This is a genomic window from Paenibacillus terrae HPL-003 (assembly GCF_000235585.1).
GTDB lineage: Bacteria > Bacillota > Bacilli > Paenibacillales > Paenibacillaceae > Paenibacillus > Paenibacillus terrae_B.
This window is the reverse complement of the sequence record NC_016641.1, coordinates 631767-646225: the sequence shown is the minus strand read 5'-3', so window position 1 is coordinate 646225 and position 14459 is coordinate 631767. Positions and strand designations below refer to the sequence as shown.

Genomic DNA, 14459 nt, shown 5'->3' with positions numbered 1-14459 from the left:
ATTTTTTTGAGAAAATTGAATCTAAAGTGATCCAAAGACTACCTCTTTCGGGGGTGGTCTTTTTGCACACGGATCATTTGAAATCGTACGAAATTCGTAATTTTATATGTCCTGAGTCGCGTTTAAGTTATTGACCTCCGTTATAATTAGACATATACTTTGATTAAACAAATTTTGGTTTAAAAGGTAATGAAAAAGTCACCATCATTTGATGGAGGGGGTGTCCCTTTGGAAAAAAACACCACGATTCGTGCAGAAATTGAAAAGTATATTCAGCGTGAAGGTATTTCCATGCAATGTTTCGCAGACGCTTCCAAAGTAAATCCGGGTACACTTAGCGGTATACTTAACCGGAATCCCCCACGGCCGATTTCAGTTAATCAGCTTGATCTGATTACCGGGGCTATGGGATTGGAAGAAGGGGCCTTGTTCGAGATGTATGTGGATGAATGTTTTATTCATTCCTTACCGCACTGGAGGAGGTTGCGTCCGTTTCTGCTCCGCTGTTCAGAGCTGAACAAGCTGGAATGTATTTGCAGCGTACTTGGCTATCTGATGGATGATTTATCGAACATTTCGGCTATTTTTGAGACTGCAGAAGCGATGTTTGAGGACGAGAGATATGAAGCGGCCATGCTTCTGTACAATTGTGTCATCGAGAGTGAGAAATATACCCACTCCGAGCGGTTAGCGATCAGCTATTTCCGTATATTTCAGATTCAGATCAAGGACAACAAACGGAGCTTGAAGGCTGCTGTACAATTTCATTTGTATCGTAGTCGTCTGCCGGAAACTTACGCATTGGAAGGCTTACATATGCTATCTCAAGTGTTTGCGTTAAAAATGCAATGGTCCGAGATGGAAATGTATGCGGACGAGCTGCGAGAATTGGCTCAGGCGCTATACCGCAATCGGAACCGCTTTGGAGATGAGCATTTGGAGTTCCTCAAACCGCTTGTCTACTATTATGCACAGGGTCATCTGCTCAAGGCCAGCTGCTATGAGTTTCAGGGCAGGTATGAGGAATCCAAGAAATGGATTGATGGGTATGCAGATTTGAGCTGGTTTGAAGGATTGGACGAGGAAGGCCGGAAAGTAGTGGACATGCATCGTGTGTATGCACAAGGCAATCGGCTTTGTATCGAAATTAAAATGGGCAATACCTCTGCAATTTATGAATATATTACGTATTTGCGCGATCATCCGGACGAGACACTGGAAGGTTTGAATACGCTGCTGGAATCAGCGAACAGGTTCGGTTACTTTGTGGATGCCGAGCTTGGACTATTCAGTCAGCAACTCAAGAACTTCTGGGAGCTTGCACCGGATCAATGGGACACTCACTACCGCAAGCACTTTAATGCATTCCGCTTCGCCTCCTTTTGCAAGGTGTATGCCGAATATCATTTTCGGAAGGGCGATTATGCGGAGGGACTGGGGCAAACACTGCATTGCTTACAGTTGTCTGTAGACAATAGCTATACTGAGCATATTATCGGTTGCATGGCTTTGTTTGAGCAGCACCGGAATTTTTCTACCCCGGAGCAGCAGCATTTGTATCAGAAGTTTTGCCTGGGCGTGCGTGAAAATGAAAAGAATCATGCTTATGATCACAGCACCGGCGGGTATTTGTAATCTTTGGAATTCTAACCTTCATCTATCCTATTCATGCGAGGATGCTCCCGATCAAAAGGGAACGTTCTCGTTTTTAAATGCTGCTGTTTTCTGTGACTTCTAGCATAGAAGAATGCATTGCGCGTTGACAAGTTTCGCATGCGGGATTAGGATAAATGCAGCACAGAAAGTGAAGGAGAGCATGTGAAAATGACGATTCCCAAAACATTAACGATAGCCGGCTCCGACACCAGCGGCGGCGCGGGTATTCAGGCAGACCTGAAAACCTTTCAGGAGCTTGGCGTATATGGAATGACTGTATTGACAACGGTAGTTGCGATGGGACCTAAAACCTGGGACCATCTTGTATATCCTGTTGCGCTGGATGTGGTAGAAGCACAACTGCGTACGGTATTGGAAGGTATTGGATTTGACGCGATGAAAACGGGGATGCTCGGTTCTGTTGATATTATCGAACTGGTTGCCAGCCATCTGCGCAAGCATGATCTTAAACGGGTAGTTATTGATCCGGTGATGGTCTGCAAGGGCACGGATGAAGTGCTTCAGCCGGAAAATACAGAAGCGATGCTGGAATTTCTGATCCCGGGTGCTGATCTGGTAACACCGAATTTATTCGAGGCTTCGCAATTGGCGAAGAACGGACCGATTACGACGCTGGAACAGATGCAGGAAGCGGCTGCGATTATCCATGAGCGCGGAGCTAAGCACGTGCTGATCAAGGACCGTGGTAAAATCCGCGCAGGTAAAGCAATGGATCTGCTTTATGATGGAATCACCTTCGACTGGTTCGAGGCGGATGTTGTGAAAACAAGTTTCACCCATGGTGCAGGCTGCACAACTTCGGCAGCAGTAACGGCTGGCTTGGCCCAAGGGCTGACCGTACGTGAAGCGGTGGATCAGGCCAAAAAATTCATTACACAGGCGATTGAAGGCAGCTTCAAGCTGAACGAATTCGTTGGCCCGACTCTGCATGCGGCACATCGTTTGCAAAATCAGTAAAGCATGAATGCACTTATAAAATGGCTGCATTAGGCAATGCATCTACAATATATAGAGCTAGGCTAGAGTTTTAAGCCGCAATACATGGTATTGCGGCTTTTGACGTTGTATTTTTTTGGAATTATATCTTCCAGTTTGCTCTAATCTTACTGTATAATAGGCATCAGATTTATTAAATTTAGGGAGGACTCGAAGCAATGACATTATTCAGCCAAATGGCTTATATCCGGCCAGAGCAAACTGAAATTGAACAGCGGTTTAAAACGCTTTTGCAGCAATTTCGTGAAGCGGACAGCGTAGAGCGTCAAAATGAAGTCATTCATGCCATTAATAAGCTGCGCAGTAACGTGGAAACGCAATTGCAATTAGTAGAGGTTCGGCACTCCATTGATACGGAGGACGCATTTTACAAAGCAGAGCAAGAGTATGCTGATGATTTCATGCCGGTCATCCAGGAGTATGTAACCGATTACTACCGGGCATTGGTGGGCTCGCCGTTCAGAGCCGAGCTGGAGAGCCAGTGGGGTAGCCAGCTTTTCAGTATCGCCGAGGTATCACTCAAGTCGTTCCACCCGGATATCATTGAGGATTTACAGCAGGAGAATAAGCTGACCTCCGAATACTCCCAATTGATTGCTTCAGCGAAGATCCCGTTCGAGGGAGAAGAACGTACATTGTCGCAGCTCCTGCCTTTTGAAATGGCTACAAACCGGGAGACACGCAAACAGGCCTCCGAGGCCAAGTATCAATTTATGAGCGAGCATGAGGATGAGCTGGATCGAATTTACGATGAACTGGTTAAGATACGCACGCGCATAGCGCATAAGCTGGGCTACGATAACTTTGTAGAGTTGGGCTATGCCCGTTTGGGTCGTACCGATTACAATGCGACTATGGTTGCCAATTTTCGCGAACAAGTACTGAAACATATCGTTCCGCTGGCTACAAAGCTCAAGGAGCGCCAACGCGAGCGGATCGGAGTGGATCAGCTTCGCTATTATGATGAAGGCTTTAACTTTTTGTCAGGCAATCCTACACCCAAAGGCGACCCGGAGTGGATCATTCGTAATGGAGCGCGTATGTATGAGGAGCTTTCAGCAGAGACACATGAGTTTTTCAGCTTTATGATCGAACGAGGGCTGATGGACCTGACTAGCAAAAAGGGCAAGCAAAGCGGAGGCTACTGCACGTTTTTGAGCGAGTATGGCACGCCGTTTATTTTCTCCAATTTTAATGGTACATCCGGTGATATCGATGTGCTGACGCATGAAGCGGGCCATGCCTTCCAGGTGTATGAAAGTCGGCATTTTGAAATCCCCGAATACCACTGGCCGACTATGGAGGCGGCAGAAATTCATTCCATGAGTATGGAGTTTTTCGCATGGCCTTGGATGAAGCTGTTCTTCGAAGACGATACGGATAAATATCACTTTGAACATTTGTCCTCATCGTTGTTGTTTGTCCCTTACGGCGTAGCCGTGGACGAGTTCCAGCATGCGGTGTATGAGCATCCAGACTGGACACCAGCCGAACGTAAAAGCGCATGGCGCTCCATTGAACGCAAGTATAAACCACATTTGGACTATGAAGGCAACGAGTATCTGGAGCAGGGAGGGTTCTGGCATAAGCAGGGACATATTTTCCAATCCCCGTTCTACTATATCGACTACACACTCGCGCAATTGTGCGCATTCCAATTCTGGAAACGTATGAGCATCGACCGTACGGCTGCGTGGGAAGATTATTTGAAGCTGTGCTGTGCCGGGGGGAGTCGTTCTTTTACCGGATTGGTGGAGCTGGCTGGTCTGATCTCACCGTTCCAAGATGGATGTGTCGCCTCTGTGATCGGAGAAATTGAAGCTTGGCTGAACAGCGTGGATGATCAAAAGCTTTAAGCTTAACCCAAAAGGGCATTTCACTTACCAGAAAAGCTGAAAAGCTGAAAAGCTTGCAAATAAGATGTCCTTTTGGATGGAAACAGAGCTGTTGCACAGAAAAAGCCGGGAACCTCTACCTGATGTAGAAGTCCCGGCTTTGTGTGATTTTAGAGCAAATATAGCTCTATTAAAGCTTGGTATTCAGTGGTTTGAGGTTGGCTTCAATGGAAGCGCGACGTGATTCCAAAAATGGCGGTAACGCCAGCGATTCACCCAGAAACTCCAGTTCTTCATCCGTATCAAAGCCCGGTCCATCAGTTGCCAATTCAAACAAAATGCCGTTCGGCTCACGGAAATACAATGAACGGAAGTAAAAGCGATCCACGAACCCTGAGCTGGAGATTTGCAGTTGGTTAATACGTTCAACCCACTGTCTAAGTTCTTCCTCAGTCGCAACACGGAAGGCTACATGATGCACACTGCCTCGTCCCGGGCGCTCTTGTGGAAGATCGTTACGTTCTTCCAGATGAATCTCAGTTCCGGTACCACCTTCGCCGGTTTCATAGATGACCACATCAGGCTGCCCCTCAACGTTGGAAGGATAGGAGCCCTTTTTGCGGAAGCCCATCACCTGCTCCAGAATGAGGATCGTGTTCTCCGCTTTTGGAATGGTTAGATGAACCGGACCAAGTCCGACGATGCCATATTCAGCAGGGACAGGGCTTTTCTCCCAAGGCGTACCGCCCCGCACTCCGTTGTCATGCTCATCCGAAACGAGGAAGAAGCGTTGTCCTTCAAAATCCTCAAACGAAAGCGCCAAACGTCCCGCTTGATCCGTAATTTCCCCATGTTTTACATCCAATTGCTCGAAACGGTTTTTCCAGAAATCCAGCGCCTTGTCATTCGGTACACGCAGGGAGAGCGCCGAAATGCTGTTATTCCCCGTACGAGTTTGCCCCGCATGCGGAATCTCAAAGAAAGTAACTTCGGTGCCAGCCGTTCCACGCTCATCTCCATAAAAGAGGTGATAGACGCTAACATCATCCTGATTCACCGTTTTCTTAATGAGTCGAAGTCCCATTACCTGAGTATAAAAATCATAATTCTTAGCCGCCGCCGCCGTAATCGCCGAAACGTGATGCAATCCTAACAGTTTCATGTCATTGTCCTCCTTGGTTTTTATATGATTAGTTTTTTCGAAGCAAAATAAACAGTCGTGAACTTTCTTTTATATTTATTATCTTGATATTAAGATAAATGATTTTTGATTGTTTGTCAACTTGAATTGTGCACTAGCTCTAAAGACGGACAAAAATAGAAATTTGAAATAATGCAAAAGCAGATACTAAAGCCCGATATAGCCCAATATAGATAGAATGAATTTTATTATAAAAGGAGTGTACTCGATGTACACGGATAAGGATGTAACCATTAGACCTGTTAAAGAAGAAGACTTACATGCTCTTTGGACGCTAACCTATAAAGAAGAAGCACCGGAATGGAAGCAATGGGATGCGCCTTATTATGAGCATAAGGTGCTTTCCTGGGAGGATTATTTACAAGGCAAAGAAAAACGAGTTGAACAAGATGACTTTTGGCTCATTGAAGTGGCAGGTAAGATTATTGGATCGGTTAGTTACTATTGGGAGCATCGGTCTTCATATTGGCTTGAAATGGGGATAGGTATCTTTGATTCGCAGTATTGGAGCGGTGGGTATGGTACGAGGGCACTCCGACTATGGATTACTCATTTGTTTAATACATTGCCTCTAGTAAGAGTAGGCTTTACAACCTGGTCAGGAAACCACCGGATGATGAAGGTTGGGGAGAAGCTGGGCATGACCCTAGAAGCTAGGCTTCGAAAGTGCAGATATTATAATGGACAATATTATGATTCCATCCGAATGGGGCTTTTGCGGGAAGAGTGGAAGCTGTAACGTTCTGCAAAAAAACCTTTCTAAGCATAAAAAGATGACCTCTGAATTTGATCAGGAGTCATCTTTTTATTCCCACTGCTATCTTGGACTTTCTAATATTTACGGTAAATCTACTCTGACTCCCGAAGCTGCTCTACAATACTTTGTTTGTTGTTCAAAGAGTAAACCACTAATGGAATAAATATCCCAAGCAATAACAGTAAAGGTAATAGGACTAGAAGTGGCCAGATTATAAAGTGATAGCTCAAAAACCATATCATACTACTTAGGGGTTTCACAATTGAAATAGAAAATATGATCCCTAATAAAATGGAGAATAGGGCGGTGCCGAGAACATAATACAGCCCTTCATAGATCAGCATACTCCGCAATTGCTTTTTGGTCATGCCGATACTTTGCAGCATGGCAAACTCCTGACGTCGGGTCAATATACTCGTCAGAATTGCGTTTACAAAGTTGAGGATACCAATTAGGCCGATAATCAGACTGAGCGTGCCCCCGATCATCATGATGGTGTTTTGCATACCGGAAAACTCATTCATTGAAGTAAATTTGGATGTGTAGTTCATTACCGGCTCTGTAGTTTCGGTGTAACTTTTTAAAAAGCTCTCCATGGCCTCTTCCTGATCAGGGGATACATTAAAGGCATAGCTCATGACAGCAGGCTGCTCCGCAAGCGGCTTGTAAATATTCGCCGGAAGATAAAGGTTATACTTATCTGAAAGGCGATCAGAATTGGTTGCATATTTAATTGCAACATGACCAAGCACTGTGAATGTATGCGTAGTATACTCTTTATCCAGCGGAGCTTCTGCTGCTCCCATATAACTGTGAAGCGTGACCTTTTCGCCTACCTTATAAAGAGCTTCTTCCATATAGGGGATGTCATGATCATCTAAATCTACCCCTTCCAATATATACTTACCGGAAGCCAGCTTTTCAAAATCAAGCTCACCGTCTAGCAATTGCAATTGGTGCAGTGGTAAATCTTCCAGCCCATACACTGTTGCAGTGAAGTTGCCGCGAGAGTCAGTCACATCGTCCTCATTAGTGTCTTTTCCATTCTCGACAGTAAGCACTAATTTGCCGCCGTACAGTCGGCCGCCTTCCTCAAAGCCCGGTTGTGCCTGTACAGCCTGAATAAAACTCTCGGAGGTCTCATTTTCAGGGCCTCTAAAATAGGGACTATGAAAATATTCAGCATGAGCAATGAGAAAGTCAGTGTCATTGAATTTGGATACATACTTATCCATATCAATGCTCTGAGACAGGGTGAAGGCCGTGTTAAGAAGTACAAGGCTCAACGAAAGACTGATGACTACCAAAACGGTACGCTTCGTATTGCGCCACAAGTTGGAGCGAGCCATGTGGATCATTTTAGCGCCTTCAGTGGATTTTTTCAGCTTACGGCCGCCCTTGGTATTTCCGTCTGTGTATCTTACTGCCTCAACCGGCGATACAGCTGCCGCAATTCTGCCAGGCTTGAAAGTGCTGATCATTACGGTAATGAGCGCGAACAAAGCCGATCCTATAAAAATCCATGGGTTGGGAGATACCGATACCTCGGTTCCAGCAAAGGCAGTATTGTTCATAAGAAGGGGTGTAAGTGCTTTACCGACAAAAAAACCTGCTATCAATCCAATCGGGATTCCTAACGCTGATAGAATCAGTGCTTGCCTGCGAATGATCCGGCGGATCTGTTTGCCGCTTGTACCGATCGTCTTTAAGAGACCGTAAAAACGGATATCTCGCATTACTGATATTTGGAAAATATTATATATAATCAAATAACCGGTAAACATGATCAGTATCAGGGCGGAAGTAAGTGCAATGATTGTTCCCGCATCCATACTAAAATTGGTCGAGATATATGACCAGTTTACATTATTTGCAATGTAGTTCGGTGCATTTTTGTCAAGGGAATATCCGCTTTCCGTAATAACTTTGTTGAGTTTTCCTTGCAAATCAAAGCTATTGTCGAACATAATATACGCACTAATTACGCCGGTAATGGAGTGATCTTTTTTATAGTTGCTTTGTAACTCCTTAGCATGAGCATCGACATAGGCTTTAGAAGCGAATATTTGCCCTACGTTAACCACAGGATCACTTTTCCACCAGCCGGAGAGGATAAAATCACGCTGTACTTCTTTATCTCGTATGTTAAGCTTTAGCCTCAAAGGTGCTCCAACCTCCAGTGGAACACCTAATAGCTGCAACGTCTTGGAGTCTGCGATTACTTCATTTTCTGCTGCAGGCTTACGCCCCTCTTTAAGCTCAATAAAACCAAGCTTCATCCCTACATCGTCGTAATACCAGAACTCCGTATGGCGTTTTAGAAATTTATCGTTCATAACTCCATCGCTTAATATGCGGTTATAAGCTATTTCCTTGATCAACGGATGATCCTTGACATGATTGAATTCGTCATCCGTTATATATTTAAGTACGGCATGTCCATCTCCACCGGCCTGTCGCATGGTTGCCCGTTGTAAGTTTTCCACAGCACCGAGCCCCAAGGTGTACAACGTCGTAAATAACAATGAAGTAAGAGCTATGGCAACAATGGCAAAGAGGCTACGGGCTTTGTTTACTTTGAAACTCTTATCTGCCAGATTGCGGATGGCTTTTTTATTTCTAACCTGGATCATTTGCCTTCACCGCCGACCATTTTACCGTCCTCAATACGGATGATACGATCTGCCATTTGCGCAATTTCCTCGTTATGGGTAATCATCACCATCGTTTGGCGGAACTGCTGACTGGATACTTTGATTAGTCCCATCACATCAAGGCTTGTTTTGCTATCCAGGTTTCCGGTGGGTTCATCTGCTAAGACAATCGCGGGTTTGGCTGCTAGCGCTCTAGCAATGGCTACACGCTGCTGCTGGCCCCCCGAAAGATGGTTGGGCAGATTATTCAGCTTATGGTCAAGGCCCAAGGTATGTACAATTTTATCTATGTGGGTTTTGTCCGGTTCTTTACCATCCAGTTCAATAGGAAGCACAATATTTTCGTAGACATTCAAGACTGGCACCAGATTGTAATTTTGAAATACGAAGCCAATCTTTCGTCTGCGAAAAATGGTCAATTCTTCGTCTTTCAGTGTAAAAATATCTTTACCGTCAATCGTGACGCTTCCGCTTGTTGGACGATCAAGTCCACCGAGCATATGCAGAAGGGTGGACTTCCCGCTGCCGGATGTACCAATAATGGCTACAAATTCTCCGCTTTCCACCTCCAGGTTCACACCGTCTAGAGCGCGAACAGCAGTATCTCCGTTGCCGTAGTACTTTTTCAACTCTTGGGTTTTTAATAGAGCCATACACTTTCTCCTCCATAAAAATAGTCTGTATTGTGGCGTCCTGCAATACAGACCTTACCATATCAATCTTTCCAGAATCTTTCTGAAATCTAACAGCATTGAAAGAACTACCTTTCCATGGGAAGAAAAATAGAGAAGATGGAGCCACGGCCGTAGCGTGAAAATACCTTGATATAACCACCCTCAGCCGCGAGGATCTCTCTTGTTAAGAACAGTCCAATACCGACACCTTCCTGCGAGTTAACAGTGGAGGAGCGATAAAAACGCTTAAAGATTTTACCCTGTTCTTCTTCTGCGATTCCTATGCCACTATCGGCAATATCAATCCGGCAAAACAGATCATACGCAATTGCTTTTATGGTGATGTTCCCGCCGGTTTCTGTATACTTCACAGCATTATCCATAATATTGTAGACTGCTTCGACCGTCCATTTCAGGTCAAAGCAAGCATAAATCGTTGTATTCTCCATAACCACTGAGATGCCCTTGACATCCGCCTTCGGCATAATTTGCTCCCGTGCAGTGCACAGAAGCTTCTGAACAGGTTCCTGCCTCGGCGATACTGTGATGATCCCCGTTTCAAGCTGCGATGTTTTCAATAATGCCTGGATAAGAAAGTTAAGCTTTTCGGCCTGTGTGGAGAGAGCTTTTACACAAATGGAACCATCCTCCGGCAATTCGTATTCACTAAGCAGTTGGGAATAGAGCAGGATATTAGCAATAGGCGTTTTCGTTTGATGTGAAATATCGGAAATAAGCTCGTTTATTTTGTTTTTTTCCGTAAGCAAATTTTTGGAGGATACGGTGCAAATGGAAAGAAATCGCGCAAGTTTTGCCTCTACAGCAGATAAAACGGATTCGTCGAAAACACGCTCCGAAAAGTTGCCATCTATTGCAGCATCAATCATGTCCTCTATGGTTTTCATGGTTTTAAACATGTTCTTACGATATAGAATGATTACAGCCGTTGCGGTAAATAGCGCAGTAACAGTAATTCCAATATACATATAAAGGAGTGTTGTCATCTCATTTCACCGCCCATGTGTAGCCAATACCATAAATCGTCTTAATGTATCGAGGAGAGGAGGGAGAATCCTCCAATTTGTCCCGCAGCCTTTTGATTGTAACCGACAAGGCGTTTTCACCTACATACTCAGCTCCATCAGTCCAGATGCTATCTACCAAATGATCGCGCGAAACGGTATTTCCTCGATTGTTGATTAGGATACGCAACAATTTTTGTTCAGTTTTACTTAGTTCAATGGGCGTACCATTCTTAATAAATTCCATCCTCTCGAATGAAAAGGAAAAATTGTCGAGCTGAATGGAGTCTGCAAGCGAGTATCTGGATTTCTTTAACTGAACGCCGACTCTTGCCCTCAGTACCATAAGACTGAAAGGCTTTGTGATATAGTCGTCAGCACCCAGTTCAAAACCAGTGACGACATCCGTTTCCATATCATTCGCAGTCAGGACGATGACTGGTATAGTTGTTTTTTTTCGTATATGGGTTAAAAGGCCAAGTCCATTCCCATCCGGCAAGTTTACATCAAGAATCACTAGGTCAAAGGCAGTGACGTTCAATTGTTCTTTTGCAGCAGCTATGTCATACGTTTGCACAAATACGTTGTTAGGTTCTTTAAGAGTAAGAACAATACCGTTACTCAAGGCAATATCATCCTCGACGATTAATATGTAATTCATCATTTTCCTCCTGTTTTTTTGATTAATCAAGTTAATGAATCCCGAATTCCAAGAACTGCTTACAGTAAAAATGGAAAAGAGGGGCCTAAAATCTTCCACCTCTATTTTACAGGATATTGCTCTTATTTGCTCATTCGCTCTTCAGACTATTCAGATTTTGCTAGCACCTTTTTTGACATGGTTAATTCATTTCAAAAAAATTGACAGATACGATATGACTGATATAATTTATGCTAGTTGATTTTTTTGATAATGATTATCATTATTGAAGGGAGGACAGGGCCGAAGCTTGGTACAGGTTGTTGGAGAACAGGCTCTCTTGGTTAGAACATGAAATTGCGTTATTTAATACTGGCTTTTCTGGTACTGGCCTTCGCCTCGGTTTTTATCGGTGTTCATGATGTAACTCCACTCGATTTGTTCCACTTAACCAACGATCAGGCACAGGTGCTCCTGATTAGCAGACTACCGCGTTTGATCAGCATCATCATCGCAGGAGCGAGTATGAGTATCTGTGGTCTTATTATGCAGCAGCTTACCCGGAACCGATTTGTATCGCCTACCACCGCAGGGACGATGGATGCGGCACGATTAGGTGTGCTGATGGCCATTATGGTGTTTGGAGCGGCTGGATTTTGGACAAAGATGCTGACGGCTTTCGGGTTTGCCCTGGCGGGGACACTGATTTTTATGAAAATACTGGACAAAATCCGTTTCAAGGACCCGGTATTTATCCCGCTGGTCGGTTTGATGTTCGGGGGCATTTTGAATTCGGTGACGACCTTTTTCGCCTATAAATACAATCTGATCCAGAGCATTTCCTCGTGGATGCAGGGTGATTTTTCACTGGTGATGAGTGGTCGCTATGAGATGCTGTATCTTAGTGTTCCGTTGGTTGCATTGGCGTACATATATGCGAATCGTTTCACAATTGCAGGCATGGGCGAGGATTTTGCGGCAAATTTGGGCGTACATTACAAGCGCACCGTCAATGTCGGTTTGGTGATCGTGGCTTTGGTTTCCTCAGTCGTCATATTGACCGTGGGAACGATCCCTTTTCTAGGGCTGGTTGTACCGAATCTGGTCAGCATGTATATGGGCGATAATCTGAAAAAAAGTTTGGCCCACACCGCGACCTTGGGCGCCGTTTTTGTGCTGTTTTGCGATATTTTGGGGCGGGTCATCATTTATCCGTATGAAATCTCTGTAGGGCTTACCGTGGGTGTGATCGGGAGTGCGTTGTTCTTGTATTTGCTGTTGAGGAGAAGGGCCTATGAATCCTAAATTAAAAATCGGAATATTAGCTGCTGCCGCGCTGCTGCTGATTGTTGCTTTTGTGTTTGTAGATCTTCCGCATACCTGGCACTACGCGCTGCCACGAAGATTGAAAAAGATCGCAGCCTTCATCCTGACAGGTGGCTCGATTGCTTTTGCAACGGTTATTTTCCAGACGATTACAAATAACAAGATTTTGACTCCGGGTATTATTGGGCTGGATTCACTGTATATGCTGATTCAGACCACCATTGTGTTTGCGTTCGGCTCGGTGCCGTTTATTTCAACCAGCAGAGAGCTGAATTTCTTATTATCTGTGGGACTGATGGTGCTGTTCGCGGGTTTGCTGTACAAATTAATTTTTCGCAAGGACGGACGAGGGATTTATGTACTTCTGCTGATCGGTCTGGTGTTCGGTACGCTTTTCAACAGTTTATCTACCTTTATGGAAGTGCTGATTGATCCGAACGAATATGCAAAAATTCAGGACAAAAGCTTTGCCAGCTTCAGTAATGTAAACACCGAGCTGCTGTGGCTTTCTGTATTCATTCTTGTGCTCGTATTCGCTTATGCGTGGAGATTCATCAAGTATCTGGACGTGCTGTCGCTCGGACGGGAGCATGCTGTTAACTTGGGTCTTCCATACGGCTTTATCATCAAAAGACTGCTGGTTATCGTAGCGATTCTCATTTCCATTTCTACAGCGCTCGTCGGGCCAATTACGTTTCTCGGGTTGATTGTGGCCAATGTGGCCTATCAGGTGATAAAGACCTATCAGCACCGATATATTATTCCGGCCTCCATCTGTGTCAGTGTCATTGCATTGGCAGGCTGCCAACTGCTGGCAGAGAGAGTATTCGACTTATCGACAACAGTCAGCGTCATTATTAACTTCATCGGGGGGGTGTATTTCCTGTACCTTTTGCTGCGGGAGAATAAATCATGGTAGAAGTCAAAAACGTATCCAAACGCTACGGGAATAAAAATGTGGTGGATCAGGTATCCGTCACCGTACCCAAAGGCACCATTACCTCCTTTATTGGACCTAATGGCGCGGGGAAAAGCACGTTGCTGTCGATGATCAGTCGTCTGGCGGATAGCGATGAAGGTGAAATCCTTATTGATGGGCAGGCCGTGAGCCTGACGAAAAGCGAGGAGCTGGCCCGGAAGATATCCATTTTAAAACAGACGAATGATGTCAACATCCGCTTAACCGTGAAGGAGCTGGTCAGCTTCGGCCGTTTTCCGTATTCCAAGGGCAGATTGAACAGCGAGGATCGCCAAATGGTGGAGCAGTCCATGGCTTACATGGGGCTAGAGGATATGAAGGACAAGCATATTGATTTGCTTAGCGGTGGACAGCGACAGCGGGCGTTTATTGCCATGATTTTGGCTCAGGACACAGAATACATCCTGCTGGATGAGCCGCTGAACAATCTGGATATGAAGCATTCGGTTCAGATTATGAAGACGCTGCGCAATTTGGTGGATGATCTCGGCAAAACGATTCTGGTCGTGCTTCACGACATTAACTTTGCTTCCTGCTATTCGGACTATATTGTGGGGATGAAGGACGGCAGGTTGTTAAAGCAGGGAACCGCCGATGAGATGATTGACAGCCAGGTATTACAAGATTTGTACGATATGGATATTCCGATCCAACAGATCGGTGATCATAAAATTTGCGTTTATTTCACATAGGGGGAA

At 44.9% G+C, this 14459-nt stretch carries 12 protein-coding genes; 7 read left to right on the top strand and 5 right to left on the bottom strand.

Translation table 11 applies throughout. From position 1 onward, the window contains the following. The first annotated feature begins 228 nt into the window (after positions 1 to 228). From HPL003_RS03125 to HPL003_RS03115, 3 genes are all read left to right on the top strand, one after another. Positions 229 to 1635, top strand: a complete 1407-nt coding sequence (locus HPL003_RS03125; RefSeq protein ID WP_014278195.1) for a hypothetical protein — start codon at positions 229 to 231, stop codon at positions 1633 to 1635. Positions 1636 to 1824: 189 nt separating this feature from the next. After that, on the top strand, positions 1825 to 2634 hold the full coding sequence (gene thiD / locus HPL003_RS03120; RefSeq protein WP_014278194.1) for a bifunctional hydroxymethylpyrimidine kinase/phosphomethylpyrimidine kinase: 810 nt from the start codon (positions 1825 to 1827) through the stop codon (positions 2632 to 2634). 197 nt (positions 2635 to 2831) lie between these two features. After that, on the top strand, positions 2832 to 4529 hold the full coding sequence (locus tag HPL003_RS03115; protein ID WP_014278193.1) for a M3 family oligoendopeptidase: 1698 nt from the start codon (positions 2832 to 2834) through the stop codon (positions 4527 to 4529). Positions 4530 to 4698: 169 nt separating this feature from the next. Here HPL003_RS03115 and HPL003_RS03110 read toward each other — a convergent pair whose 3' ends face one another. Next, positions 4699 to 5670 (bottom strand): ring-cleaving dioxygenase, encoded by a 972-nt coding sequence (locus HPL003_RS03110; protein ID WP_014278192.1) that lies wholly within the window; start codon positions 5668 to 5670, stop codon positions 4699 to 4701. A gap of 247 nt (positions 5671 to 5917) precedes the next feature. Here HPL003_RS03110 and HPL003_RS03105 point away from each other — a divergent pair, with 247 nt between their 5' ends. Continuing rightward, positions 5918 to 6448, top strand: a complete 531-nt coding sequence (locus HPL003_RS03105) for a GNAT family N-acetyltransferase (RefSeq protein WP_014278191.1) — start codon at positions 5918 to 5920, stop codon at positions 6446 to 6448. Positions 6449 to 6558: 110 nt separating this feature from the next. Here HPL003_RS03105 and HPL003_RS03100 read toward each other — a convergent pair whose 3' ends face one another. The 4 genes from HPL003_RS03100 to HPL003_RS03085 all read right to left on the bottom strand — a co-directional run bounded on the left by HPL003_RS03100 (position 6559) and on the right by HPL003_RS03085 (position 11477). Beyond that, the gene (locus tag HPL003_RS03100) at positions 6559 to 9099 is read right to left on the bottom strand and encodes an ABC transporter permease (RefSeq protein WP_014278190.1); all 2541 of its coding nucleotides are present in this window, start codon (positions 9097 to 9099) and stop codon (positions 6559 to 6561) included. Then, the gene (locus tag HPL003_RS03095; RefSeq protein ID WP_014278189.1) at positions 9096 to 9773 is read right to left on the bottom strand and encodes an ABC transporter ATP-binding protein; all 678 of its coding nucleotides are present in this window, start codon (positions 9771 to 9773) and stop codon (positions 9096 to 9098) included. Before HPL003_RS03095 ends, HPL003_RS03100 begins: the two co-directional genes overlap by 4 nt. A gap of 107 nt (positions 9774 to 9880) precedes the next feature. Then, positions 9881 to 10798, bottom strand: coding sequence for a sensor histidine kinase (locus tag HPL003_RS03090; RefSeq protein ID WP_014278188.1), 918 nt, complete (start codon positions 10796 to 10798; stop codon positions 9881 to 9883). 1 nt (position 10799) lies between these two features. Continuing rightward, a complete protein-coding gene (locus tag HPL003_RS03085) occupies positions 10800 to 11477 on the bottom strand; it encodes a response regulator transcription factor (protein WP_014278187.1) in 678 nt (225 codons plus the stop codon). A 330-nt stretch (positions 11478 to 11807) separates the two neighbouring features. On the opposite strand from HPL003_RS03085, the gene HPL003_RS03080 reads away from it, so the two are divergent. From HPL003_RS03080 to HPL003_RS03070, 3 genes are read left to right on the top strand one after another with little or no spacing between them, the layout of a single operon-like run. Beyond that, complete coding sequence (locus HPL003_RS03080; protein ID WP_014278186.1) at positions 11808 to 12761, top strand: ABC transporter permease; 954 nt, start codon at positions 11808 to 11810, stop codon at positions 12759 to 12761. Beyond that, a complete protein-coding gene (locus HPL003_RS03075) occupies positions 12751 to 13701 on the top strand; it encodes an iron chelate uptake ABC transporter family permease subunit (RefSeq protein ID WP_014278185.1) in 951 nt (316 codons plus the stop codon). Before HPL003_RS03080 ends, HPL003_RS03075 begins: the two co-directional genes overlap by 11 nt. After that, the gene (locus tag HPL003_RS03070) at positions 13695 to 14453 is read left to right on the top strand and encodes an iron ABC transporter ATP-binding protein (protein ID WP_014278184.1); all 759 of its coding nucleotides are present in this window, start codon (positions 13695 to 13697) and stop codon (positions 14451 to 14453) included. Before HPL003_RS03075 ends, HPL003_RS03070 begins: the two co-directional genes overlap by 7 nt. Positions 14454 to 14459 lie beyond the last annotated feature (6 nt).